Annotated in this window: 22 protein-coding genes; 10 read left to right on the forward strand and 12 right to left on the reverse strand. The window is 58.4% G+C overall.

Features of this window, described 5'->3' with window-relative positions; genetic code table 11:
* Positions 1-20: 20 nt before the first annotated feature.
* Entirely contained in the window at positions 21-878 is an 858-nt protein-coding gene (locus tag RXV86_RS05635) for a DMT family transporter (RefSeq protein WP_316298163.1), read from the reverse strand.
* A 22-nt stretch (positions 879-900) separates the two neighbouring features.
* A complete protein-coding gene (locus RXV86_RS05640; RefSeq protein WP_316298164.1) occupies positions 901-1,746 on the reverse strand; it encodes an enoyl-CoA hydratase in 846 nt (281 codons plus the stop codon).
* On the opposite strand from RXV86_RS05640, the gene RXV86_RS05645 reads away from it, so the two are divergent.
* From RXV86_RS05645 to RXV86_RS05675, 7 genes are all read left to right on the forward strand, one after another.
* Positions 1,745-2,164 carry a PaaI family thioesterase gene (locus tag RXV86_RS05645; protein WP_316298166.1) on the forward strand — a complete coding sequence of 140 codons (420 nt, stop codon included), beginning with the start codon at positions 1,745-1,747 and terminating at the stop codon, positions 2,162-2,164. The two genes, RXV86_RS05640 and RXV86_RS05645, sit on opposite strands and share 2 nt — an antisense overlap.
* Before the next feature lie 166 nt (positions 2,165-2,330).
* Positions 2,331-3,233: a DMT family transporter gene (locus RXV86_RS05650; RefSeq protein WP_316298168.1), complete on the forward strand. Its 903-nt coding sequence runs from the start codon at positions 2,331-2,333 to the stop codon at positions 3,231-3,233.
* A 152-nt stretch (positions 3,234-3,385) separates the two neighbouring features.
* The gene (gene rplM / locus RXV86_RS05655) at positions 3,386-3,847 is read left to right on the forward strand and encodes a 50S ribosomal protein L13 (protein ID WP_316298170.1); all 462 of its coding nucleotides are present in this window, start codon (positions 3,386-3,388) and stop codon (positions 3,845-3,847) included.
* Positions 3,848-3,852: 5 nt separating this feature from the next.
* Entirely contained in the window at positions 3,853-4,344 is a 492-nt protein-coding gene (gene rpsI, locus RXV86_RS05660; RefSeq protein WP_316298172.1) for a 30S ribosomal protein S9, read from the forward strand.
* Between the two features lie 226 nt (positions 4,345-4,570).
* Positions 4,571-5,620, forward strand: coding sequence for a response regulator (locus RXV86_RS05665; RefSeq protein WP_316298173.1), 1,050 nt, complete (start codon positions 4,571-4,573; stop codon positions 5,618-5,620).
* Positions 5,621-5,663: 43 nt separating this feature from the next.
* Positions 5,664-7,076, forward strand: coding sequence for a HAMP domain-containing sensor histidine kinase (locus RXV86_RS05670; protein ID WP_316298174.1), 1,413 nt, complete (start codon positions 5,664-5,666; stop codon positions 7,074-7,076).
* A 288-nt stretch (positions 7,077-7,364) separates the two neighbouring features.
* Positions 7,365-8,114, forward strand: a complete 750-nt coding sequence (locus RXV86_RS05675) for an acyl-homoserine-lactone synthase (RefSeq protein ID WP_316298176.1) — start codon at positions 7,365-7,367, stop codon at positions 8,112-8,114.
* A 53-nt stretch (positions 8,115-8,167) separates the two neighbouring features.
* Here RXV86_RS05675 and RXV86_RS05680 read toward each other — a convergent pair whose 3' ends face one another.
* Genes RXV86_RS05680 through RXV86_RS05710 form a run of 7 tightly spaced genes read right to left on the reverse strand, consistent with a single transcriptional unit; the run spans position 8,168 to position 14,412 of the window.
* Positions 8,168-8,788, reverse strand: coding sequence for a TetR/AcrR family transcriptional regulator (locus tag RXV86_RS05680; RefSeq protein ID WP_316298177.1), 621 nt, complete (start codon positions 8,786-8,788; stop codon positions 8,168-8,170).
* Entirely contained in the window at positions 8,781-9,656 is an 876-nt protein-coding gene (gene ppk2 / locus RXV86_RS05685) for a polyphosphate kinase 2 (protein ID WP_316298179.1), read from the reverse strand. Before ppk2 ends, RXV86_RS05680 begins: the two co-directional genes overlap by 8 nt.
* Positions 9,657-9,691: 35 nt before the next feature.
* The gene (locus RXV86_RS05690; protein ID WP_316298180.1) at positions 9,692-10,678 is read right to left on the reverse strand and encodes an alpha/beta hydrolase; all 987 of its coding nucleotides are present in this window, start codon (positions 10,676-10,678) and stop codon (positions 9,692-9,694) included.
* 2 nt (positions 10,679-10,680) lie between these two features.
* Entirely contained in the window at positions 10,681-11,625 is a 945-nt protein-coding gene (gene metA / locus RXV86_RS05695; RefSeq protein WP_316298182.1) for a homoserine O-succinyltransferase, read from the reverse strand.
* Between the two features lie 41 nt (positions 11,626-11,666).
* The gene (locus RXV86_RS05700) at positions 11,667-12,527 is read right to left on the reverse strand and encodes an ATPase (protein ID WP_316298183.1); all 861 of its coding nucleotides are present in this window, start codon (positions 12,525-12,527) and stop codon (positions 11,667-11,669) included.
* A 54-nt stretch (positions 12,528-12,581) separates the two neighbouring features.
* Positions 12,582-13,490 carry a DMT family transporter gene (locus RXV86_RS05705; RefSeq protein ID WP_316298184.1) on the reverse strand — a complete coding sequence of 303 codons (909 nt, stop codon included), beginning with the start codon at positions 13,488-13,490 and terminating at the stop codon, positions 12,582-12,584.
* Positions 13,491-13,539: 49 nt separating this feature from the next.
* Positions 13,540-14,412 (reverse strand): DMT family transporter, encoded by an 873-nt coding sequence (locus RXV86_RS05710; RefSeq protein ID WP_316298185.1) that lies wholly within the window; start codon positions 14,410-14,412, stop codon positions 13,540-13,542.
* A 90-nt stretch (positions 14,413-14,502) separates the two neighbouring features.
* Here RXV86_RS05710 and RXV86_RS05715 point away from each other — a divergent pair, with 90 nt between their 5' ends.
* Complete coding sequence (locus RXV86_RS05715) at positions 14,503-16,110, forward strand: AMP-binding protein (protein ID WP_316298188.1); 1,608 nt, start codon at positions 14,503-14,505, stop codon at positions 16,108-16,110.
* 242 nt (positions 16,111-16,352) lie between these two features.
* Here the strand turns inward: RXV86_RS05715 and RXV86_RS05720 are convergent, their stop codons facing one another.
* Together RXV86_RS05720 and guaA are read right to left on the reverse strand one after the other, a co-directional pair.
* Positions 16,353-17,564 carry a hypothetical protein gene (locus tag RXV86_RS05720; protein WP_316298190.1) on the reverse strand — a complete coding sequence of 404 codons (1,212 nt, stop codon included), beginning with the start codon at positions 17,562-17,564 and terminating at the stop codon, positions 16,353-16,355.
* 219 nt (positions 17,565-17,783) lie between these two features.
* The gene (gene guaA, locus RXV86_RS05725) at positions 17,784-19,361 is read right to left on the reverse strand and encodes a glutamine-hydrolyzing GMP synthase (RefSeq protein ID WP_316298191.1); all 1,578 of its coding nucleotides are present in this window, start codon (positions 19,359-19,361) and stop codon (positions 17,784-17,786) included.
* Positions 19,362-19,714: 353 nt separating this feature from the next.
* Here guaA and RXV86_RS05730 point away from each other — a divergent pair, with 353 nt between their 5' ends.
* A complete protein-coding gene (locus tag RXV86_RS05730; RefSeq protein WP_316298193.1) occupies positions 19,715-20,137 on the forward strand; it encodes a hypothetical protein in 423 nt (140 codons plus the stop codon).
* Positions 20,134-20,559, forward strand: a complete 426-nt coding sequence (locus RXV86_RS05735; protein ID WP_316298194.1) for a hypothetical protein — start codon at positions 20,134-20,136, stop codon at positions 20,557-20,559. The genes RXV86_RS05730 and RXV86_RS05735 overlap by 4 nt, the downstream gene beginning before the upstream one ends.
* A 118-nt stretch (positions 20,560-20,677) precedes the next feature.
* Here RXV86_RS05735 and RXV86_RS05740 read toward each other — a convergent pair whose 3' ends face one another.
* Positions 20,678-21,907 (reverse strand): outer membrane protein transport protein, encoded by a 1,230-nt coding sequence (locus RXV86_RS05740; protein ID WP_316298196.1) that lies wholly within the window; start codon positions 21,905-21,907, stop codon positions 20,678-20,680.
* Between the last annotated feature and the right edge of the window lie 316 nt (positions 21,908-22,223).

Genomic DNA, 22,223 nt, shown 5'->3' on the forward strand with positions numbered 1-22,223 from the left:
AGGGTTTTCGAAAACCCTTGTCATCCGGTTGCCAGAAGGGTGACGCCGGTGACGATGACCACGGCCCATTTCAGGCGGCGTTTCAGGTCGCCCTCTTTCAGGACGATAGCACCCAGCAGCACGGCCAAGAGGACCGAAGTTTCGCGCAAGGGCGCAACATAAAGCACCGGTGTGAAGGTCATGGCATAGAGCACGAGGATGTAAGCCAGCGGCGAGATGATCCCGACCAGCAACGCCTCAAGCCAGTGGTTTTTCCACAAAAGGCGTAGGGCGGCACGGCGTCTCAGGGCCACCGGGGTCATGATCATGGTGCGGCCCAGGTTGGAGAACCAATCCATCAGAACCGGCGCGATGGCGAGATGCGCCACGGCATAGGCATCCCACACAGTGTACGCACCTATGAAACAGCCCACAGTCAGGCCGAAGCCCAGCGATTTCAACGTGCCGTCGCCCCTACGCGCCTTGAGCCCACCGCCCAGCATCAGCACGCCAAAGACGATCAGAACGCCGCCCGCAATCGCCTGCACAGAAGCCTGTTCGCCCAGCACCAGAACCGCAAAGCTGACTGACAGCAAAGGCCCGGTGGAACGGGCTGTCGGGTAAACAAGCGAGAGATCGCCATGGCGATAACCGGTCTGCAACTGGACGAAATAGCCGGTGTGCAGGATCACCGTGCCGAACAGAAACAGGTAGTGGATCGGCTCGAACCCAATGATGTCACGGCCATACCAGAGCGCCAGCGGCAGGTAGACCAGCGTCGACATGGCCGAAAACAGGAACACCAGTTCCGGCCCGGCCTCGATCCGTTTGACCAGGAAGTTCCAGCTGGCATGGCAGACTGCCGCGAAGAGGACGAGGGAAAAACCGAACAGCGTCATTGCATGGTTCGGCGGTTTGGTGTCATTGCTGCCAGTCCGGCGGGCGTTTCTCGATAAAGGCCGAGATGCCTTCGTCCGTGTCGCGCCAGAGCATGTTCTCGACCATCACGTCTCCGGTATAAGCATAAGCCTGGTCGAGCGGCATGGTGATCTGGTCATAAAAGGCCTGTTTGCCGATCTTGACGGCGGCCGAAAGTTTGCGCGCCACGGTGTCGGCCAGTTGCATGGTTTCCTCCTCAAGGTTTTTGATCGCAGCAATGCGGTTGATCAACCCGATTTCACGTGCACGGGTGGCGTCGATGAACTCGCCGGTGGTGAGCATTTCAAAGGCCTGTTTGGCGGGCACGTTGCGGGACAGGGCCACCATCGGGGTCGAACAGAAGAGGCCGATATTGACGCCGTTGACGCCGAAACGGGTACCTTCGGCGGCCACGGCCATGTCGCAGGACGCCACCAGCTGGCAACCGGCCGCGGTAGCGATGCCATGGGGCATCGCGATGACCGGCTGGGGCAGGGTGCGAATGGTCTGCATCATGGTTGCGCAGCGGTCGAACAAGTCCTTGAAATAGGCCTTGCCGCCATCTTCAGCCTGGCGCCCGGCCTGCATCTGTTTCAGGTCATGCCCGGCGCAGAACGCTTTGCCTTCGCCCGAGATCACAACGGCGCGGGTGTCGCGATCCTCTTTTAGCGCGTTGAATTCGGCCTGCAGCGCAGCCAGCATCTCGTCGCTGAGCGCGTTCAGCTTGCCGGGATCGTTGAGCCGCAGATGCGTGACGGCGTTTTTGTCGTGACGTTCCAGCAAAGCCATCTTGTTCTCCTGTGAATTTGCCGACACCTTAGGCGGCAACACGCGAAGAGGGAAGTTCATGCCGCTGAAAATGAATGCCGTGGAACTGATGGCTTATCTGGACGAGGTTTTTCCGCAGGTGATCGATGATTTTGCCGTCGACCGGTTGGCCGAGATGGAGGTCGATTTGCGCCTAAAGGTGGCCGAGCGGCACCTGCGCCCCGGCGGCACCGTGTCGGGGCCGAGCATGTTCGCACTGGCCGATTGTTCGGCATATGCGATCGTGCTGGCGATGATCGGAAGACAAGCTTTGGCAGTGACCACCTCGTGCGGGCTGGATTTCATGCGCAAGCCCGAAGCTGGCCGAGATTTGATTGGCAAATGCCGGTTGTTGAAGCTGGGACGGGTTTTGGCGGTGGCCGAGATCCTGATCTACTCGGAAGGCGGCGACCAGCCTGTGGCGCGGGCCAACATGACCTATTCTATCCCGCCGCGGTGAGTTGAAAGGGAAGAAGCAAGGCGCTAGCCGATGGCCCGTTGTGCACTAAAGGTATGGCGCGCGCGCCGAGGTATTTTCCGTCAAATGAAGGCTCGTGCAGGTGTTCCGTCACGTCGGTTGTACTAAGGCGGGTTGCTGTGGCGCGCGAATGCGGTGTTGATGGGGCATGAGCGCGCATCAATCATTTCATACGGGCCGGGCAACGGCGATTAGGGCCGTGCTCTTGTTGTTCAGCGCGATGCTGTGTTTCGACATGATGAGCATTCTGGTGAAACTTCTTTCACCACGGTATGCCGCACCGGAATTGTCAGCCTATCGTAACGTGCTGGGAATCGTGCCGAGCCTTGGATTGCTCATATGGACCGGAGAGTTGCGGTTCCGGGGATCTTCCTTGCGGATCGAGAAATGGCCGTTGGCGGTGGCGAGGGGGCTTTCCGTGGCCCTGGCGCAGCTGTGTTTCTATGCGGCCCTTGCCCGGTTGGAACTGGCCACGGTCGCGACGCTGGGGCAGACCTATTCGTTGTTCGTGGTCATCTTGTCGGTGGCGATCCTGGGTGAACGTGTGGGGCCCTGGCGTGTCGGGGCCCTGGTGATCGGGTTTGTTGGTGTGGTGTGGATTCTGCGGCCCGGGTCGGATGCGTTTTCGCTGGCGGCGCTGCTGCCGGTTGGGGCGGCGATCTGCTATGCCTTTCCGATGGTGACGGTTCGATTGTTCGGTTCCGAGGTGTCGAACGGGCTGCTTTACCTTTATGCCAGCGTCGCTGCGGCGGTTGGCGCCGTGGTGATGGCGGCGTTCCTGACTGAATTCAGCGCGATACAAAGCTGGCTTGATGGCGGCCTGATCTTTCTGATGGGGGTAATCGGTGGCGTTGGTGTGCTGTTGATGATGCTGGCGTATCGCATGGCGGCGCCATCGTTGTTGGCACCATTCGGGTATTTTGCGATCCTGAGTGCATTCAGTTTCGGCTGGCTGATCTTTGGCGAGGCTCCGGTGGACACGCTGTTCCCGGGGGTGTTGTTGATCGTTGGGGCCGGGGTATTGATCATGTGGCGGGAAAATAGGGCGTGAGAAGTGGGGTAAAATAATACCATATTTTTAAGATATTGATTTTGCTACATTTATTGTGAGCTTGCGCGCTTGACTGTGGGCTTGCACCCTATATAACCCGCCCATCCCGCGAAAGCGGACAAACGCAACCATCGATTTCAGGGGTTTCGACCATGAAAACCTTCTCTGCGACACCTGCAGATATCGACAAGAAATGGATCATCATCGACGCCGAAGGCGTCGTGCTGGGCCGTCTTGCGTCGATCGTCGCCATGCGCCTGCGTGGCAAACACAAAGCAAGCTTCACCCCGCATATGGACATGGGTGATAATGTCATCATCATCAACGCCGACAAGGTGCAGATGACCGGCAAGAAACGCTCGGACAAGATCCATTACTGGCACACCGGTTACCCGGGCGGCATCAAGAGCCGTTCAGCAGGTCAGATCCTCGAAGGCAAGTACCCCGAGCGTCTGGTTACCATGGCCGTAAAACGCATGCTGCCCGGTGGCAAGCTGTCGCGGACCCAGATGACCAACCTGCGTGTCTACGCCGGTACCGACCATCCGCACGAGGCGCAAAACCCTGAAGTGCTGGATGTGAAATCCATGAACAAGAAAAACACGCGGAGCTGAGCCAGATGACCGATCAAGTGAACTCGCTCGAAGAGCTGGGCCAAGTTGCCGAAGGCACCGAAGCCCCCGTCGCAGAAGTTACTATCGACCGTGAGCCCCAGCGCGACGAGCTGGGCCGTTCCTATGCCACCGGCAAGCGGAAGGACGCGGTCGCCCGTGTCTGGATCAAGCCCGGTTCCGGCAAGGTTGTGGTCAACGGCCGCGAGATGAACACCTATTTCGCCCGTCCGGTGCTGCAGATGGTTCTGCGTCAGCCGTTCGACGTGGCCGGCGTCGCCGATCAGTTCGACGTTATGGCTACGGTCAAAGGCGGCGGTCTGTCGGGCCAAGCCGGTGCGGTCAAGCACGGCATCTCGAAAGCGTTGCAGCTTTACGATCCCAGCCTGCGTGGCGCTCTGAAAGCCGCTGGCTTCCTGACCCGCGACAGCCGGGTTGTGGAACGGAAGAAATACGGTAAGGCCAAGGCCCGTAAGAGCTTCCAGTTCTCGAAGCGCTAAATCAGGCTACATACGAATTTGTCAAAGGGCTGCCCGCTGGGGCGGCCCTTTTTCGTTCAGGGCATTGATCGCACATTTGAACATCACTGGTTCCGCGGTGTTAACAAAAGCCGTTTTCCGCGCATTTTTTCGCCACAAAGCTCAGCTAAACGATGAGTTGAGTAGCAGGTATGTATGTAATTGGTTTCCTCCCGCGATAAAAATAAACCTTGTTGGGTAGGCAATGATGGAAAAGAAAAACCGAGTTCTCGTCGTTGATGACGAACCCAGTATCCTCGAGCTTCTGAGGACCGCTTTGGTTGCGCTCGGCGGTTACGAGGTCGAAACAGCGCGCTCAGGGCGTGAGGCTCTGGCGATGCTGGGCGACGACCGGCCGATGTTTGACCTGATCCTGCTGGACATCCAGATGCCTGAGATGAACGGCGTCGACGTTTGCGCGGCTATTCGCGAAACCCTTGGCTATCGGTTCGTGCCAATCATCATGCTGACGGCGATGTCGCAGATGGACTATGTCGACAAGGCCTTTCTGGCCGGGGCGACAGATTACGTTACCAAGCCGTTTGATTTCGACGATCTGAGCAGCCGACTGGATAAGGCGTTTGCAGCTTACCGCGACAAGACGGTCAAGGCTCCGACCGAGGGCGAGCTGGCACCGCTGGCCGGACGCAAACACGAGCCGCGCCTGCGTTTTGAAACCAAGATCGAGTTTGACGGTGTCGATCGGTTCCTTGAGACCGAGCGGTTCGATAACTATGTGCGCCAGATGGCCGGGTCACGCGCACCCCATACCAGCGCCTTTGCGGTCAAGGTATCGAACGGGTATTACCTGCACAGGGCACTGAATAGTGAAGAATTCACCGCCTGCCTGGAAGATGTAGCCAATCTGCTATCGCAGATGACGGAAAAGACGGGCAGTCTCCTCTCGTATCGCGGTCGCGGTATTTTCCTTTGTGTTGAATATGGCAACCGCCTGTCCGAGACGACGGCGATCGAGCACATCCTGAATGCCCAGGTCCGCCCGTGGACTGAGCGGAAAACAAGGCCCAAGATTGTGGTCAGCGCCCATGCACAGCTCAAGCAGAACAGCCGGGCTTCGGCTGGCAACCTGATGGACGATGCGATCAGCAAAGTGGATTCCCAAGTGGACACCCACCCGGTAGCGGCCTGCGATCCAAGCGAGGAGGCGATGCACAAGCGCATCCACACCGTCAAAACCAAGGCGCGTGAAACCCGGGCCTACCGCGATATCCTCTCATCGGTGCTGCGCGGCTCCTGATCGGTCCGCGCATACCTACCGCCCATCCCAGGGGAGGTTGACCATGATCCATTACAATCTGAAGCGGCGCTTGTTGACGGCACGTCGAGAAGAATTCGAAGACTACGTCAAGGCAATCCGTGGTCTGTTCTGGCAACGACAGGGCATCTTCCTAGCTGTTTTCGCGCTTACGGTGCTATATCTTGACGCCAAGATTGCAGTGCTCTGCTACTTGTCAGTGATTGCGACCGAGTTCTTCGATCACCGGATCGCTTTGCACGTCGGATCGTGGCGAACGGGCGCGCAACCTGATTTCAGACGTGCGTTTTGGTTTATCATGGCAAGCACCACTTTAAGCGCGCTGGCGATAAGCAACTTCGTTCTGAATTTCGCGCTGTTGCAAGAAGACATAGGGCATTTCCCCCCACTGTTTTTCCTGTTTGCCGCAGCGCTCTTTGCGGCGATGAACAATCACCAGATCTTTGCAGCGCTGATTGTCCGAGAGATCATTTACGGCATTTCCTTTGTGGCGGTGGCGATGATCGACGTAATCCGGTATGTTCCGCCCATAAACGACCCGATTTGGTTGAACTTTTTCACTGTAATGTTCGTCATGTACTTCATCCTGGATATCAGCAGGGTTTTCCTGGGGATGTATCACAAGAACCTTCAAAACCTGCGCCAAATTCAATACGAAAACAAAAAAACCAAGGAAGCATACAAGGTTAAGTCACGGTTCGTATCAACAGTCAGCCACGAGCTGCGTACGCCTTTGACCTCGATCAAGGGCTCGCTGGATTTGATCAATTCCGGCGCAATGGGCGAAGTTCCAGAGGCCTGTCAAAACCTCTTGCAGATCGCTGGCCGCAACAGCGCGCGGCTGGAAGAACTGATCAATGACGTGCTCGACGTGCAGAAGATGGAAACCAATATCGACTGCGAGGAATTCGTGAAGGTTCCTATGGAAGCGCTGTTGCAGGAAGTGGTTGAAATCAACCAAGCCTTCGCCGCCAAGCACGATGTAGCGCTGTACCTTGGGGGCGCACAACACGATGTGTCAGTGCTTGGGCTTGAACGGCGGCTGATCCAGGTTTTGACGAACCTGATCTCAAATGCGGTCAAATTCTCCAATCCTGGCGGCCGTGTCGATGTCTGGGCTGAGGTTGCGGACGGGCGTGTACGTGTTTGCGTCGAAGATCACGGTATCGGAATCCCGGAAAACTCCAAGGAAAAGGTTTTTGGTCACTTTACCCAGGTCGATTCATCTGATCAGCGCGAGATTGGCGGGTCCGGCCTGGGAATGAGTATCAGCAAACAGATTGTCGAACGTCACGGCGGAGTAATCGATTACATCAGCCAACTCGGCGATGGAACGATTTTTTATGTTGAGTTTGATATCTATGATTCAAAGTCGCCGCATCGAAAGTGGATTCAACCCCAGCGAGACGCCGCCATCGTTGCTGCAGTGGCAGAGTAAATCCTGCAGCTGGCTCTCGGGTTGCGCAGTGTTATCTGCCCGACACAAATCCAAACAATAATCCCCTTCTAAAATGTTCAACGGATTCATTGATTTGTCTCCGGTTGCTCCCTGTGTGAGACGCTTATTGGCGTCATCTGGGGCGTGGCAATTGAGGAAGTGTTGCGAATTTGAGACGGTCGTTGAATCATCTGTAGATTGTGACTCAATGAAGGCAAAATTACGTGGACAGTATGGCCGATTGTTCGCGATTTATTAACAAACGACGTAATAAATCTTGAGTAGGCCATGAAGCAGCAACGACTCCCTTCGCCGGGACCGGGTGCGAGTATTGTCTTCCCGGAGCTGTCACCGATTGGGACACGATTGACAGCGCGGGGAAACGTTGCCAGTAAGCCGTCGAAAACAGGAAGAATAACTACATCTGCAGATGCAGCAAAGATCCGCTCGCTCAAAACGACAGCTATGTCGCTCGCATCTGTGCACGAGTTCGGCGATCTATATGTGAATTTCATGCGGGAAAGGAAGAGGGTTTTCGTCGACCAGCTCGGTTGGAACCTGCCGACTGCTGACGACATGGAATTCGACCAGTATGACAACCCATTTTGCCGGTTGGTGGCCGTGCATGAGTATGGGGAAATACTTGCCGGGATCCGTCTCAGTCCGACAACGGCACGGGTCGGGCTACACAGCTACATGCTCCGCGATGCCCAGCTTGGCTTGCTTGAAAACATCCCAAATGACGTTCTGTTCTTCGACGCTCCGGTGGACGCGACAGTTTGGGAAGCGACCCGCGTTTTCATCTCCGATACAGTAAGCGCCGATCGCCGACCGCTGATTCAACGTGCCTTGATCAATCAGATGGTGGATACGGCACGTAAACAGGGAGCGAACAGCATCATTGGCATCGTTCCAAGCATCTATCCTCGCTGGCTTAGAAGGTTGAACCTGGATGCGGTTCCGGTGGGGCCAAAGTTCGATATCGACGGCAGCCGGTTGCAGGCGATCCTGTTCAATATAAATCACAGTATTCAGTAGGTTTTGTCTCCGACAAACAATCTTAAAGCGCGCGGATGAATGTCCCGGCGCGCTTATGAGTCTGGTGCGATCAACCCGAGACCGCGCAGATAAATGCCGATTCCGGTTTCCAGTAGATCTTCGGGCGGGAAAGGGCTTTGGGTGCCGGGGGAGTTACGCGCAAAGAGTTCGACAACGCCGTGGCTCATCGCCCAGATATGGGCCGAAAACATGCTGGGCGGAGGGCGTTTTTCCGGTGGGATATGCTGGCTCAGCTCGTCCGCAGCGCGTTCCATCACGTTGCGCGCCCGCGACGACACGGCGGCCAGGTCCGGGGTGCGGTTGACCGAAATGCCGCTCTCGAACATGGCGATATAGTGGCCCGGATACTTACGGGCAAAGGCCAGGTAAGCGCGCCCCGTGGACTCGAATGCCGCAAGGGCCGAGGGTTGGCCCTTATCATAGGCGAATTGCATTACATCGGCGAATATCTCGTATCCTTGGCGGGCCGCTTCGGCGATAAGGTCTTCGCGGCCCTCGAAATGACGATAAACCGCAGCAGGGGTTACACCCGCCTGTTTTGCCGCCTCCGACAGGGTGAAACCGGTCGGGCCCTTGGCCTCGATCAGCATCAGCGCCGCGTCGACCAGGGCCTGTTTCAGGTTGCCGTGGTGATAACCGCGTTTCTTAGGCATTCCAGATATCCGGGCCGCCACAGATTGCCCCGTCAGAGGGGCCGATCGATTTGTCGATCTTGCGATCATAGCCAATACCCGAGAGCACGTGACGGATCGCCGCCAGCCGCGCCCGGCGTTTGTCATCGGAACGCACTACTGTCCACGGGGCGGTGTCCGAATGGGACCGTTCCAGCGTCTCGCTGATGGCGGCGGTATAGTCGTCCCATTTCTTAAGCCCTTCGACGTCGATCCAGCTGAGCTTCCACTGCTTCAGCGGATCGTTTTCGCGTTTGAGAAAGCGATTCAACTGTTCGGCCTGACCGACATTGAGCCAGAACTTGAACAGGTGAATGCCTTCATCCACCAGCATCCGTTCGAAATCATTCACCTGGTTGAAGAAATGCTCGCGCTGGTCGTCAGTGCAGAAGCCAAAGACCTTTTCCACAACGCCACGATTGTACCAGGAGCGGTCAAAAAATGCGATCTCGCCGCCTGAGGGAAGGTGATCGATATAGCGCTGGAAGTACCACTCGGTCTGTTCCTTCTCGGTGGGTTTTGAAAGCGCCACCACGCGGGCGCCACGGGGATTGAGGTTTTCGCGGAAACGTTTGATCGTGCCGCCCTTGCCAGCGGCGTCACGGCCCTCGAATACCACGGCGATGCGGGCACCGGTTTCGCGGGCCCAGGCCTGCAGCTTGACCAGTTCGATCTGTAGCGCGGCCATGTCCTTTTCATAGGCCTTGCGCGGAATCTTTTCCGAATGAGGAAAGGCAGGGTCGAGGATATCGCCCTTGTCGGCGCGGCGTATCGCGTTACGCACCACGTCTGGTGCATCATTTTCGTAAAAGGCGCTGATGGCGCCGTCGAACGGTTTGTCGCTGCTCATATGTGCCTCCTTGCGGGCCATTGATGTTAAAAGGTTTAACTGATTTCATCCGTGGGCAAAAGGCTGGACGGTAATCCAGCGCGGTCCGCGACGCGATGTACTGCCGCGATGACTTCGGGCCGTGAGGTGTGATGCGGCATGTGGCCGACACCTTCGAGCAGCGTGAGCCGGTTGCTTTCGATCTGGTCCGCCAGCGGTTCGGCGTGGACGCGCAGCCCAACGGTGGTGTCGGCGGTGCCATGCAGGCTTTCCACCGGTATCGCGATGTCCGGATACAGCGGGTGCAGCGCGGTGATCTCGCTCAGAAGGTTGGCGCGTTGCAGGGCATTGGCACGCAGTGAAGCGCGGCGCAAGGTCAACCCCGCACCGATGTGGTCCTGATACCCGGATGGCGGCGATTGTGGGGCAAAGATCGCTTCGAGTTCGCGCTCAACCCGTTCGTCATGCACAAAGGCGGTCAAAAGCGGGATGATCACCGGACCGAGTAGGCGGTTGGACAGAAGGGTGTAGTACCAGCCCAGCCCGGTGGTCCAGGGTTGCGACGCAGCCGACAGAAGTACCAGAGCAGAGATGTCGTTGGGATTGTGTACCGCCCAGGCCAGCGCCACGGCGCCGCCATAGGATTGGCCAAGCACAATGGGGCGATGCGCCCCCAGTTGTCGGGCGGTAGCCGACAGCAATTCGGCCTGCTCGCGCAGCGAAGCCCCGCGCCGGTTGATCCGTTCGGTATAGCCCAGGCCGGGGCGGTCGATAACATACACCCGGTAATGCATGGCAAGTGCAGGGGCGAGCGCATGAGTGAAATCGCGGGTATTGCCCGAAGAGCCGTGGATCAGCACCAGGTCGGGCGCATCCGTTGGCCCCATGACCACCACGTGGACCGCGTGTCCATCGACGTCGATGATCTGTCCCTCTGGCGGGTAGGCGGCATCGGCGCGAGCCTCGTGCCGCCATGCGCAGTGGCGGACATAGCCCATTGCCCCGACAAGCCCCAGACCAGCGATGGCCCATCCCAACGCCATGTCTAGCCGCGCAAGTCGGTGCTCTCGAGGCCGATTTTCGAGATGTCGAATGGTGTGGTTTCGTAGATCTCGGAAATCCAGTTGCCATAGAGCAGATGAGCGTGGCTGCGCCAGCGGTTCTGCGGGGTCAGGCTGGGGTCGTCCTTGGGGAAATAGTTGACCGGCAGGATGATTTCGGACCCGGCTTCGACGTCGCGGTCGTATTCCTGTTTGAGCGTGTCGCTGTCATACTCGAAATGGTTGAAGATATAGAGCGCGCGGTGCTTGCGGTCGCGCAAGAGACAGGGGCCGACCTCGTCACTGCCCAAAAGGGTGGAAAGCTCGGGCACGGCGTCGATTTCATCCTGGCGGACTTCGGTCCAGCGGCTGACTGGGATCACGAAACTGTCGGAAAAGCCGCGCAGGAATCTTGAGGACGGCGCCATGTTGTGATGGCGAAAACAACCGAACGCCTTGTGCGGCAGCATGTGTTTCGCAACACCGTAGAAATAATTGATCATCGCCATGCCACCCCAGCAAACGCCGAATGTGGAATGGACATTGGTCTGGGTCCAGTCGAAAACCGCGCGCATTTCATCCCAATAAGTGACCTCTTCGAACGGCAGATGTTCGATCGGCGCACCGGTTATGATCAGGCCGTCGAATTTCTCACCTGTCTCTTTCACCTCGGAGAACGGGCGATAGAACTCGGCCATATGCTCGGCAGCGGTGTTCTTGGTCTGATGCTCGGTCATACGAATTAGGCTGAACTCGATCTGCAAGGGCGTGGCCCCGATCAGCCGGGCGAACTGGTTCTCAGTCTGGATCTTCTTGGGCATCAGGTTCAATAGCGCGATGCGAAGCGGGCGGATGTCCTGACGGGCGGCGGCGCTTTCGCCCATCACCTGCACGCCTTCGCGCGAGAGCACGTCAAAGGCAGGCAGGGAAGAGGGAAGTTTTATGGGCATGAGCGCTGTCCTTGGGATTGGTAAACTACATGGGAAGGTGTTCAGGTGGCTGCAAGAGCAGCTTCGATCATGTCGTTGAAATCATTGGCGTCACGGACATTTGCCACATCCTCGGCCATGACCGTGATGCCCCAGTTCCGCGCCATCGCCTCGTACCGTGGCTGTCGATGGGCCAGGGCCGAGGCATAGGTGTAGCGGATGAAATCATCCGGATCGACCTGGGCTTCCGAACAGCCGCGCGCGTCAAGGTAGGCATGCCATTGCGCGTCCAGAAAAGCCGGTTGATAGGCCATCGGTTTCGGGGCGCGGTCAAAGCGGCGGACCAGTTCTGCGGTGTGGTTCTCGGATCCCTTGATCCAGACCATCAGGGTTTTTTCGGACAGGGCGGTGAGCAGCGGGTCGTTCGGGTTCTCGGCATCGACCCATTCGCAGATCGATCCGCCGGTGTCACAGACGAAATGCGGATAACCATAAAGCGCCTGGGCCCGATCGATGAAATATCCCGTGTCCATCAGGGCGTTGATCTCGGCCTCGCGGAATTGTGCCTGCCGGTTGGTGTACTCGCCATAGGACAGCCCTCCGCGCGCGGGATTGCCGGGCTTGCCCAGATAGGTCGAGACCGGGCTGAGATTGTTGAAGGTGATGTTCGAGCCAATATAAATCGAATCCGAGCGCAACAGGTCGCGCAGGAACGGGTTCTTCATCGCCTCACGCTTGGCGTTGTCGACAATGTATTCGCCCATGTAGCGGGTGCCGATGCGGTAATCGATCGAGTAGTGAAACCACTCACCGCTGTAGCGCAACATGTTCGAAACATGGGTTTTGCCAAGCCCGGACATGGCGAACAAGAGCACGCGTTTATGCGCGGCGTTGCGCCAGTCCTTGGCCGATTTGTAAAGCATGCCCAGTGTCCTCGATGGTGTTGGGACACTTGGTAAATCGCCGCTGGGGCAGGGTCAAACCTTTTGCCGTCTTCGCAGCAGGCGCCCGTCGATGATCACAAGGCCGAGGGCAATAAGAGCAAAGCCCATCAGAGCGCCGGAGGTGATCTGTTCAGCCCGGACCCAGGCGCCAAGGGCGATGGCCACGGGCGGGATGATCAGAGTGACCAGCATCAGGTTGCCGGAACCGGCAGCGGCCAGAACCCGGTAGTAAAGCAGGTAGGCCAACGCCGTACCGATGACAGACATATAGGCGATACCGCCCCATGTGGCCGGGGCAAGGGTCAGGTCCAACGGGCCGTCGATGATTAGCGCAGCGGGCAAGGTAATGAGGGCCGAGGCCGTCAGCATTCCGGCGGCGGCGGTCTCTGCTGGCAGACCGGCGAGCATCTTGCGGGCCCAGACCCCGGCAAAGGCATAGGACAACGTGGCAGCCAATGCGGCGAACTGTGCAAGGTTGGTCGGATCGAGCGCGGCCAGGTTAGTCGGGCCGATGGCGGCGATGACCCCGGCCAGGCCGATCAGGGCACCGGTTAACTTGCGTGCTCCAAGCCGTTCATCTGCAAGGAAAATCGCCGCCACGACAACGCCAAAAATCGCTGTGGTGGCGTTAAAGATCGACACCAGGCCCGAGGCCAGGAACAGCTGACTCCAATTGAGCAGGCCAAAGGGAATAACATTGTTCAAAAGCCCCATGCCGACAAAACCGACCACGGTGCGGCCGGTGAAGACAAGTTTCTGGCCCCGGAGGAAAACCACCAGCCAAAGAAGGATCGCTGCCAGCGAGGTACGCCAGAACACGGATGTGGCGACGCCGATTTCATCAAGCGCGATCCGGGTGGTCAGGAAAATCCCGCCCCAGATCACGCCCAGAAGAATCAGTTCGGACCAGGCGCGGGGTGACAGTGTTTTTTGTTCGGTCATGAACGCTGACTAGCCGGTTTGGTTGGATCGTTCGACCCGGATCATGCGGTTACGCATGTTTACGGGTCTCGGACCAGATATTGAGATAATTGGCGGCGAAGATCACCAGCGCGCCGACAAGGACAAACAGGTCCAGCGGCTCGGAATAAAGCAGCATGCCGACCACCGCAATGGCGGGCAGGCGGATGAAGTCAATCGGCACCACCACCGTGGCCGGTGCCAGAGACAGGGCCTTGGCAATACAAAAATGCGCCAGCAACCCGCCCAGGCCCACGACCAGGACAAAGGGCAGCGAGGCTAGGGAAGGCCAAGCAATATCAAGATCATAGCCGGCACAGATCACCCCCATCACAGCTTGCATCACGGTCAGGTGAAACAGGATCGCGGTGATCGGCTCGGTCCGCGTCAGGCGCTTTGTGGCCAGCGTGGTCAGAGCAAAACAGACCGCCGAGACTGCCGCCAGTATGATGCCGAGATTGATGCTGTCGGGGGTTGGGCGGGTGACGATCAGGATGCCGACAAACCCGATCAGAGCCGAGGCGATCCGCACCAGGGTCAGTCGTTCGCCCAGGAAAAGTGGTGACAGTAGAAGCACCCAGATCGGCGATGTGAATTCGAGTGCAAAGAGTTGGGCCAGGGGGATCAGGGTCAGCGCATAGAACCACAGATTCTGCCCGGTAAAATGCGCCAGATTACGCAGCCCGTGAAGCCGGAGTTGGCGAAAATGAATGTGATTTAGCCGCCCAGCCACCGCCGCAACCGCCAGGACGATCACGATTCCGATGAAGCTGCGATACATCATGATCTCGAACGTATCGAGCTCGGTTGAAAGTTCGCGACCCGCTATCGCCATGGAGGAAAAGGAAAAAATCGCCCCGCTCATCCAAAATACGGCCTTGAGTGGTTCGGCTTGCACGGGCATTGTCATGATGTATGGGGATGGGTTGTATAGGGCATGGCCTTATCTCTAGGGTGTTCGCCAAGCAGGTCCAAGGGAAAAGGGGGGCATGCGATGATCAGCATTCAGGACCGTGTGATCGACGATGTTTTCCAAGAGGCAGTAACACGTTGGCCGGATCAGGACTTCCTGGTTTCCCTGAGCACGGGCGAGAGACCGATGCGGAGCCTGACCTATGCAGAGGTGGCCCAGGAAGTCGAGAAATACGTCAAGGCGCTGTCGCGTGCCGGCTATGGTGCAGGACAGCGTGTGGCGGTTTTGGTTGGTACCTGTCCCGAACACTACATTCTGAAACTGGCCGTAAACCGGCTGAGCATGTCGTTCGTACCCGTGAACCCGGACTATCGCCCCGCCGAACTTGCCTATCTTCTTGAGGATAGCGATGCCGTTTTGGCAATTTCGTGCGCGCCATATGCAGAGCTGATGTTGGCCGGGATCGAATCGGCCAAGGCCACCCCGGTGTTCGCCGCCTTCGAAACGATGTTGAATACCCTGCCGCGGGCCTCGCGGAGCCCGCAGGGGGACAATGAGGGATCATCGGGAGAGGCCAGCCTGCTATACACTTCGGGAACCACGGGCAAGCCAAAGGGCTGCATCCTGAGCCACGAATACGAACTGATGGTCGGAGCCTCGTACCCTCGCCTTGGATCGCCGGTATTGCTTTCGGAAAATGACCGTGTTTTCAACCCATTACCGGCTTTTCATATCAATGCAGGTGTGGTTGGTTTTCTTGGGGCGATGTTGGTGGGCGCAGCGCATATGCAGCCCAAACGCTTCAGCGCCAAAACCTGGTGGCAAGACATTGAGGAAAGCGGGGCAACGATTTTCCATTACCTCGGTGTGGTGATTTCCGTGTTGCTGGCCGACCGGGCGGCGGGGCCCGAGGTTCTGGGTGATCTGCGGGTTGGCCTTGGTGCCGGGGTGGAGCCGGCGCTGCATGTCGAGTTCGAGAAGCGCTTTGGCATTCCGCTCGTCGAGGTCTGGGGCATGACCGAGATGTGCCGGGTGATCTCGATGGAAGATGAACCGCGAATGATCGAGACCCGCGCCTTTGGTCGGGCCTATGACGGCTGCGAGGTGCAGGTCTGGGACGACCAAGGCCAGGACGTGCCGCGTGGGACGCCGGGCGAGATGGTGCTGCGGCATTCGGAAGAGACCCCGAGGAAGGGATTTTTCTCAGGCTATCTCAACAAGATAGAGGCCACAGCTGATGCGTGGGAGGGGGGCTGGTTCCATACCGGCGACACCGTGGTGATGGACGAAGACGGTATCCTTTTCTTTGTTGACCGCAAGAAGAACATCATTCGTCGGGCGGGCGAAAACATTGCCGCGGCCGAGATCGAGAACGTACTTTTCGAGGATGACCGGGTGGTGAACGTGGCGTGCGTTGCCGTGCCGGACGAGGTGCGCGAGGAAGAGGTTCTGGCGGCCATCGTGCTGGCGGACGGCGTGATGCCATCAGAAGAAACCGCTCTTAACATATTCCACCAAGCCTATGAAAAGATGGCCTATTACAAGCCGCCGGGCTGGGTGTTGTTCGTTGACAGCTTGCCGGTGACAGGGACCCAGAAAGTGGTGAAACACCAGATATTCGAACCCTACGAAGACCCCCGTGAGCGCGATGGTATCTTCGATTTCCGCGCCCTGAAGAAAAGGGGTTAACGGCACCGCACGGTGGGTTCCGAAGGGGCTGGAACCTGTCGGCTATCCGTCGGGTACTTGTCGGGCGTTTTTTTCTTCGCAGGTTAACGAGACCAAAGGTTACCGCAGCGCGCGGTGACATAACGCAGCGGGCGCGGGGGGTGGGCTATGGTCCGGGTTCCCCGATCAGGAAACCCGAAAGGGCAAGGAAGGGCGGCAAGGTCAGGACACTGCGCACGCTTTCTTGCCCTTCATGGTGCGGACTAGTCGGCTAGCGTGGCTTCCAGCGCCTCGAGCCGGGCCGTCAGTGCCATGTTCGTGGCTTCTTGCCCCTTCAGACGCTCATGCAGGTCTTCGATATAGATATGGGCATGTTCCAGCTCGTTGAGCATGCGCAGAAGTTTTTCCGACATGTCGATCGGGATACCGGGGCCGGTCGGGCCAACGGCCGGCAGGTGCTTGTTGCGCCACATCTCGGCGGCGTGGTCCTCGATCGAGGGCACGGTGTAGACCGCAGGGTCGAACACGGCATCGCACGGATCGGCCGCGTCGCAGGCGCCGCCGCCACCGGTTGTGATCAGCGTACCGGTGATGGTGATGTTGCCGCTGCCGTCCATCAGGAACTCGTTTGTGCTGCCGTTCTTGTTGATCCCGAGCCGGCCGCTTGAATCATGCGAGAAGATCCAGCGTTCGGCCGGGCCCAAAGCTGTGTTGTCGAGCCGGAAGAACGCAGGCCCATTGTTCCGCAGATGCATCAGCGTCCGGCCAGTGACCGTTGCGTTGGTTTCCTCGACCAGGATTTGTGCCGTACCGTCACTGCGCTCGATGTCCAGGGTCGCATCCGGAGAGCTGTCGCCGATGCCGACATTGCCATCGGCATCGATATCAAGCGAACTTGTCGGCGCGCCGGGGCGGATGCGGAAGGGCAGGGTGCTGCCATTGGTGGCGTCACGGATGAAGAAGTTGGTTTCATTGGCCGCCACGTCGAAGGTCTGGGGCGTAAAACCGCTCGATCCGTTCTGTTCAAGCCGCAGGGTAGGTGTATCACCGATGACCACGTGTATATCGGTCGCCGGGGTCGACGTACCAATCCCGACATCTCCTTGAGAATCAACATAAAGCGCATTGGTCCGCGCACCGGCTACGATGGTGAACGGCGTACTGCTTGACGGCTGGATGGCCTCGATCGAGAACCTGTTGGTGCCGCCGTTGGCTGAATCGTTGAAGATAAGTTGCCAGTCCTGGGTCGGGAAGGCTGCGGCGCTTGAAGTGTCCTGTGCCCGGATTCGGAGGTTGTTTTCCTTGAGCCGGATTGTATCGAAGCCAAAGCCTTCACCGCTTGCGCAGTCGAAGCCGACGCAAAGCGAGCCATCGATGATCACGTCATCGAGATGGACAATATCGGCAGCGGAGGTTCCTGCCCAAAGGGTGAGGGCCGTACTGGCAAGCAACAGGTTAAAAGTGGATTTTTTCATGGTCATGCTCCTAGGCCAAAGGTCTTTTGTGTCGGCCCCGGGCGCGCGCGCCAAGATGGTACATGCACAACGCCAATTCACAGGGTCGACGAATTACGCCGACCCTAGCAGATTTGGAAATCCAATGCACAAAAAAACCGTCGTACCCCTTGGAAAGACTGTGTTTCCGCCCAATTCAGACCGCCGGCGTACTCCCTTGTCCCGCGAAGGTTGCGCCGGTCATTCCCACTCGATCGTGCCCGGAGGTTTCGAGGTGATGTCATAGGTCACTCGGTTGATTCCGCCGACCTCGTTGATGATGCGGGTGGCGGTTTCGCCCAGGAATTCGTGGCTGAACGGGTAGTAATCCGCTGTCATGCCATCCACGGAGGTCACCGCGCGTAAAGCACAGGCATAGTCATAGGTGCGCCCGTCGCCCATCACCCCGACGGTACGCACGGGTAGAATGGCAACGAAGGCCTGCCAGATTTCATCGTAGAGACCGTGCTTGCGGATCTGGTCGATATAGACCGCGTCTGCCTTGCGCAGGATGCCGAGTTTCTCGCGGGTGATCTCACCCGGACAGCGGATGGCAAGCCCCGGTCCGGGGAAGGGATGGCGGCCGATGAAGGAGGCGGGCAGTCCCAGCTCGTGACCCAATGCGCGGACCTCGTCCTTGAACAGTTCGCGCAGGGGTTCGACCAGCTTCAGGCCCATCTTTTCCGGCAGCCCGCCGACATTGTGGTGTGATTTGATGGTGACCGAGGGGCCGCCGGAGAAGGACACGGATTCAATCACGTCCGGGTAAAGTGTGCCCTGGGCCAGGAATTCGGCTCCGTCGATGGTGTCGGCGTGTTTCTGGAACACGTCGATGAACAGCTTGCCGATGATCTTGCGCTTGGTTTCCGGGTCGGATTGGCCGTCCAATTCGCCAAGGAACAGGTCGGATTCATCGGCATGGATAAGCTTGATGTTGTAATGGTCGCGGAACATGGTGACGACTTCGTCGGCCTCGTTCTGGCGCAGCAGCCCGTGATCAACGAAGACGCAGGTCAGCTGATCGCCAATCGCTTCGTGCAAAAGGATCGCCGTCACCGACGAATCGACACCCCCCGAGAGACCACAGATCACCTGTTTGTCGCCGACCTGTTCGCGGATTTTGGCGATGGCTTCCTCGCGATAGGCGCCCATGGTCCAGTCGCCCTTGAACCCGGCGACACGGACGAAGTTTTCATAAAGCGTCTTGCCGTTGGGGGTGTGGTGCACCTCGGGGTGGAACTGCACGGCAAAGAAATTGCGCTCGAGGTCGGCGGTGATGGCATAGGGCGCGTTGGGCGAGGTGCCGTAGACCTCGAACCCGGGGGCCAGTTTGGAGACGTGGTCGCCATGGCTCATCCAGACCTGTTCCGGGCCATCGAGGAACCAGCCAAAGAGCAGCGGATCGCAGGTCCCATTCGGTTCGACATAGGCGCGGCCAAACTCGGCGGTGCCACCACCGCCGGAAATCTTGCCACCTTCGACGCGGCCACCCAACTGCTCCATCATCACCTGCTGGCCATAGCAGATGCCGAGGACCGGCAGGCCCATCTCGAACAGGTCCTGGGGCGCGCGAGGGCTGCCCTCGCGGGTGACGGAATCCGGTCCGCCCGACAGGATCACGGCGCGTGGCGACATCTCGCGGATGAAGTCGGCCGTGACGTTCTGATAGGGGTGGATTTCGCAGTAGACGTTGAGTTCGCGCAGGCGGCGGGCAATCAGCTGCGTCACCTGGGAGCCGAAGTCGATGATAAGAAGGCGGTCGTGGCTGGTATCGGTCATGGCGTGGCAATACGCCGGGGGAGGAACGGAGGCAAGAGGCAGCATCCGGGAATCGCGCCGGAGATCGAACGACAGCGTGGCGGGCGGGCTTCAACTTGGCATCATGTCAAGTAAATTTCACTTTACATCATGTCAAATGGCGCCGGCTGAGAAGGAGGCTTGGCATGACGAAGCAAAGAGTGTTGTTGGCGGTCGCAAGCCTGCATGGATGGTCGTTCGCGGTTTGCGTTCGATTGATCCATCTCATTGGAACATGTTTTCTTTGTGATAAAATACGCGAGGAGAGTGCCGTGCGAACGAAGGCACACTAAAACCGACGCCTTTTCACTCGGCACTGAAGAGAGGAGGGCGCGATGCGGACAAGTCTGCTACACAAAATGGTTACGGCGGGCCTGTGCATGTTCTTAGCAGGCGCAGCCATGGCGAAAGATCCGGTCTTGTTCTGCGAGTTCAAGCAACTGGGCAACTTTACCGGAACCCCGAATGAAGTCGCAATCGCTTACCGCAAAGGTGCTTCGAAAATGGCTGTCTATGACAGCTTCATGAAGTCACTTGACCGTGATGCGATACTGGGTGATGTCGTTCGCGACACGGACAGGACACTGGTGTTCAAGTGGGTTGTCAAGAAAGTGCCAACCACATCCGGGTCGGTTCTTGCCAATGTTCGATACAGGATATCCTGGGACAAACCTTCCAGGCGGGCGAAAATTGTCGGCCAGCCTTCGGGAATTCCGGATTCGTACAATGGGTTGGGACGGTGTGATTTCCGAAAATGAAACATCGTTTATTCGCATTGATTGGGATGTCCATCGCAGTTGCCGTCATCGCGGGTCCAGGTCTCGCGGATCGCTTCCGCTGTGACTTCAGCAACGCCCTGGGTCGCAGTCCGATTGCCGATTCAATGGTTATTGACGTGCAGGGCGGCTTGTACGCGACTGTTCTTGACGACAACATCAAAGCCGCACACGGGAAGCCGGTAGAGGCAGAAATCGATTTTGCAACCCGCAAAGCCTATCATTTGAAATGGGTTGTTCGCAATCATCCCATTCCTCCACCGTTCCGGGCGGGGCTCGGGTCGTCGTCGATAATTCGTTACAAGGCGCAGTTCCAGCGGCAAACGGGGAGGATAAAGGTGAACGCGGTGACAAACTACGATATCTTCTACGCCCAGGGGACATGTAAACCGATCTCGCCCTGACTTTCAGCATGCAGGGCGATAGTTTCGATAGCCTTGATACTCGCGGCTTAGCTCATCGCAATAAAAACGGCGCTCCGGTGGAGCGCCGCGATTTGGTTTTGCAAGTCCGTTCAGCCGATCACCACTTCCAGGTCATGCCGAAGGAAAACTCGTGCTGGCTCATCTGCGACGAGATCGGCGCCGGTGGGAAGGGCGGCGGCAGGACGCCGGCCAGCGCATTATCGAAGGCATGGGTATAGGCCACATGAAGCTCGCGGCGGTCGTTGATATGCATCGTGCCACCGATCGAGGCGTGCCATTGCGGCGTCGCCGGGGCCAGCGCGTTGAACGTCGCCTGCGACGGATCGGTGAACATGGTGTTGTACGACAGACCCGCACGCATCGTCCATTTCGGCGAGGCCTGCCATTCGGCGCCGACGCGGAACACGTCCATGTCCGTCCAGCCAAAGCCCGCGCCATTGGGGGCGCCCAGGGGGCCGCCCGCGGCCATGGTGTTGCCGATGGCTGCGACCTGGCTATAGAAGATCCGCTGGTATTCGGCGGTGATTGTCAGGTCGGAGCGCGACGCCGGCGTATAGGCCAGACCGATTGTGGCGGTGGGCGGGATGTCGAAATCGCCTGCCTCGGCAAAGAGACCGGCATAGCTTCCGAAGGGCTGCATGTTGATACGCGACCGGTAGCTGATGCCGAAGGTCAGGGTTTCACTGGCCTCGATCAGGGCGCCGATCTGGAAGCCATAGCCGTAGGACCAGTCATCGCCATTGTTGGTCAGCAGGGCCGCATTCGACGACATCAGCGCAAACGGCTGAAGACCGGTGGCCGAGAACCGCTGTGCGGCAATGATCGGCGCAAAGCCGAGCGAGACCTGGTCAGAGACCTCGTAGGCATAGTTCACCTGGATGAACAGCTGCTCGAGATTCACGCCAAGCGGCGCCGGGCCGCCGAAGAAGTTGATCGGGTATTCGGTGTTCATCCCGCCATTGCCGTACATCAACACGCCCAGGGTCGAACGGTCGTTCATCTGGAAGTTGGCGCCGCCACAGGGAACCGGGAAGAACTCGTTGTTGCTTTGAACGTTGAAGCCGCCCAGCGTGGTCGAGCGCGACGGCATGAAGAATGACAGGCAGGCGTCGGCCTGATTGCCATAACGCGTCCCCATCGCCGGATTCGACGCCATCCCCATGACGCCGGTGCCAATGGCAACGCCTGCGCCAGCCATACCCTTGGACTGAACACTGGTGCCGTTCGCGAAATAGCCGGTGGTCGCCGATGCCGGTGCAGCAAGAACCGCAAGTCCGGTGGCAAATGTTGCGCCAATGGTCAGGCGGCGCGCCGAGTGTTTATTCATTCTGTCCTCCACTGGGGATGAGTCGCCCCGATTGCCGGCCCGTGCGTTGTTTGCGTGGCAGGCCAATTCCGATCTTATCTTTAAATGCAGATAGTCAAATGTAAACATTTTCGTGAGCGCTAACCGCTAGATCAGGGCAGGCGAGGCAGCTAGGCAACAGTGCAAACCCGACAAACTCGGACGATTCTCTGTTGGTTGCGGGAGTCATGACCGTGGGTCGGCGCGGCGCTTGGATGTCGGTTTTCCCCGTCAAAGGCCGCAAATCGCGCAGGAGTGGCCCGGTGGGTGGCCTAGAAAAGGACAGGAATATTTTGCC

It is taken from the genome of Aliisedimentitalea sp. MJ-SS2 (assembly GCF_032586155.1).
Classification (GTDB): domain Bacteria; phylum Pseudomonadota; class Alphaproteobacteria; order Rhodobacterales; family Rhodobacteraceae; genus JAWHTC01.

Excerpts from the sequence above, each read along its gene's own strand:
- rpsI (WP_316298172.1), top strand. The coding sequence starts at position 3,853 with ATGACCGATCAAGTGAACTCGCTCGAAGAGCTGGGCCAAGTTGCCGAA.
- RXV86_RS05650 (WP_316298168.1), top strand. The coding sequence starts at position 2,331 with ATGAGCGCGCATCAATCATTTCATACGGGCCGGGCAACGGCGATTAGG.
- RXV86_RS05730 (WP_316298193.1), top strand. The coding sequence starts at position 19,715 with ATGCGGACAAGTCTGCTACACAAAATGGTTACGGCGGGCCTGTGCATG.
- RXV86_RS05720 (WP_316298190.1), bottom strand. The coding sequence starts at position 17,564 with ATGAAAAAATCCACTTTTAACCTGTTGCTTGCCAGTACGGCCCTCACC.
- RXV86_RS05700 (WP_316298183.1), bottom strand. The coding sequence starts at position 12,527 with ATGCTTTACAAATCGGCCAAGGACTGGCGCAACGCCGCGCATAAACGC.
- RXV86_RS05675 (WP_316298176.1), top strand. The coding sequence starts at position 7,365 with ATGAAGCAGCAACGACTCCCTTCGCCGGGACCGGGTGCGAGTATTGTC.
- RXV86_RS05640 (WP_316298164.1), bottom strand. The coding sequence starts at position 1,746 with ATGAACTTCCCTCTTCGCGTGTTGCCGCCTAAGGTGTCGGCAAATTCA.
- RXV86_RS05670 (WP_316298174.1), top strand. The coding sequence starts at position 5,664 with ATGATCCATTACAATCTGAAGCGGCGCTTGTTGACGGCACGTCGAGAA.
- rplM (WP_316298170.1), top strand. The coding sequence starts at position 3,386 with ATGAAAACCTTCTCTGCGACACCTGCAGATATCGACAAGAAATGGATC.
- RXV86_RS05740 (WP_316298196.1), bottom strand. The coding sequence starts at position 21,907 with ATGAATAAACACTCGGCGCGCCGCCTGACCATTGGCGCAACATTTGCC.
- guaA (WP_316298191.1), bottom strand. The coding sequence starts at position 19,361 with ATGACCGATACCAGCCACGACCGCCTTCTTATCATCGACTTCGGCTCC.
- RXV86_RS05680 (WP_316298177.1), bottom strand. The coding sequence starts at position 8,788 with ATGCCTAAGAAACGCGGTTATCACCACGGCAACCTGAAACAGGCCCTG.
- metA (WP_316298182.1), bottom strand. The coding sequence starts at position 11,625 with ATGCCCATAAAACTTCCCTCTTCCCTGCCTGCCTTTGACGTGCTCTCG.
- RXV86_RS05645 (WP_316298166.1), top strand. The coding sequence starts at position 1,745 with ATGCCGCTGAAAATGAATGCCGTGGAACTGATGGCTTATCTGGACGAG.
- RXV86_RS05690 (WP_316298180.1), bottom strand. The coding sequence starts at position 10,678 with ATGGCGTTGGGATGGGCCATCGCTGGTCTGGGGCTTGTCGGGGCAATG.
- ppk2 (WP_316298179.1), bottom strand. The coding sequence starts at position 9,656 with ATGAGCAGCGACAAACCGTTCGACGGCGCCATCAGCGCCTTTTACGAA.
- RXV86_RS05665 (WP_316298173.1), top strand. The coding sequence starts at position 4,571 with ATGGAAAAGAAAAACCGAGTTCTCGTCGTTGATGACGAACCCAGTATC.
- RXV86_RS05715 (WP_316298188.1), top strand. The coding sequence starts at position 14,503 with ATGATCAGCATTCAGGACCGTGTGATCGACGATGTTTTCCAAGAGGCA.
- RXV86_RS05710 (WP_316298185.1), bottom strand. The coding sequence starts at position 14,412 with ATGCCCGTGCAAGCCGAACCACTCAAGGCCGTATTTTGGATGAGCGGG.
- RXV86_RS05635 (WP_316298163.1), bottom strand. The coding sequence starts at position 878 with ATGACGCTGTTCGGTTTTTCCCTCGTCCTCTTCGCGGCAGTCTGCCAT.
- RXV86_RS05735 (WP_316298194.1), top strand. The coding sequence starts at position 20,134 with ATGAAACATCGTTTATTCGCATTGATTGGGATGTCCATCGCAGTTGCC.
- RXV86_RS05705 (WP_316298184.1), bottom strand. The coding sequence starts at position 13,490 with ATGACCGAACAAAAAACACTGTCACCCCGCGCCTGGTCCGAACTGATT.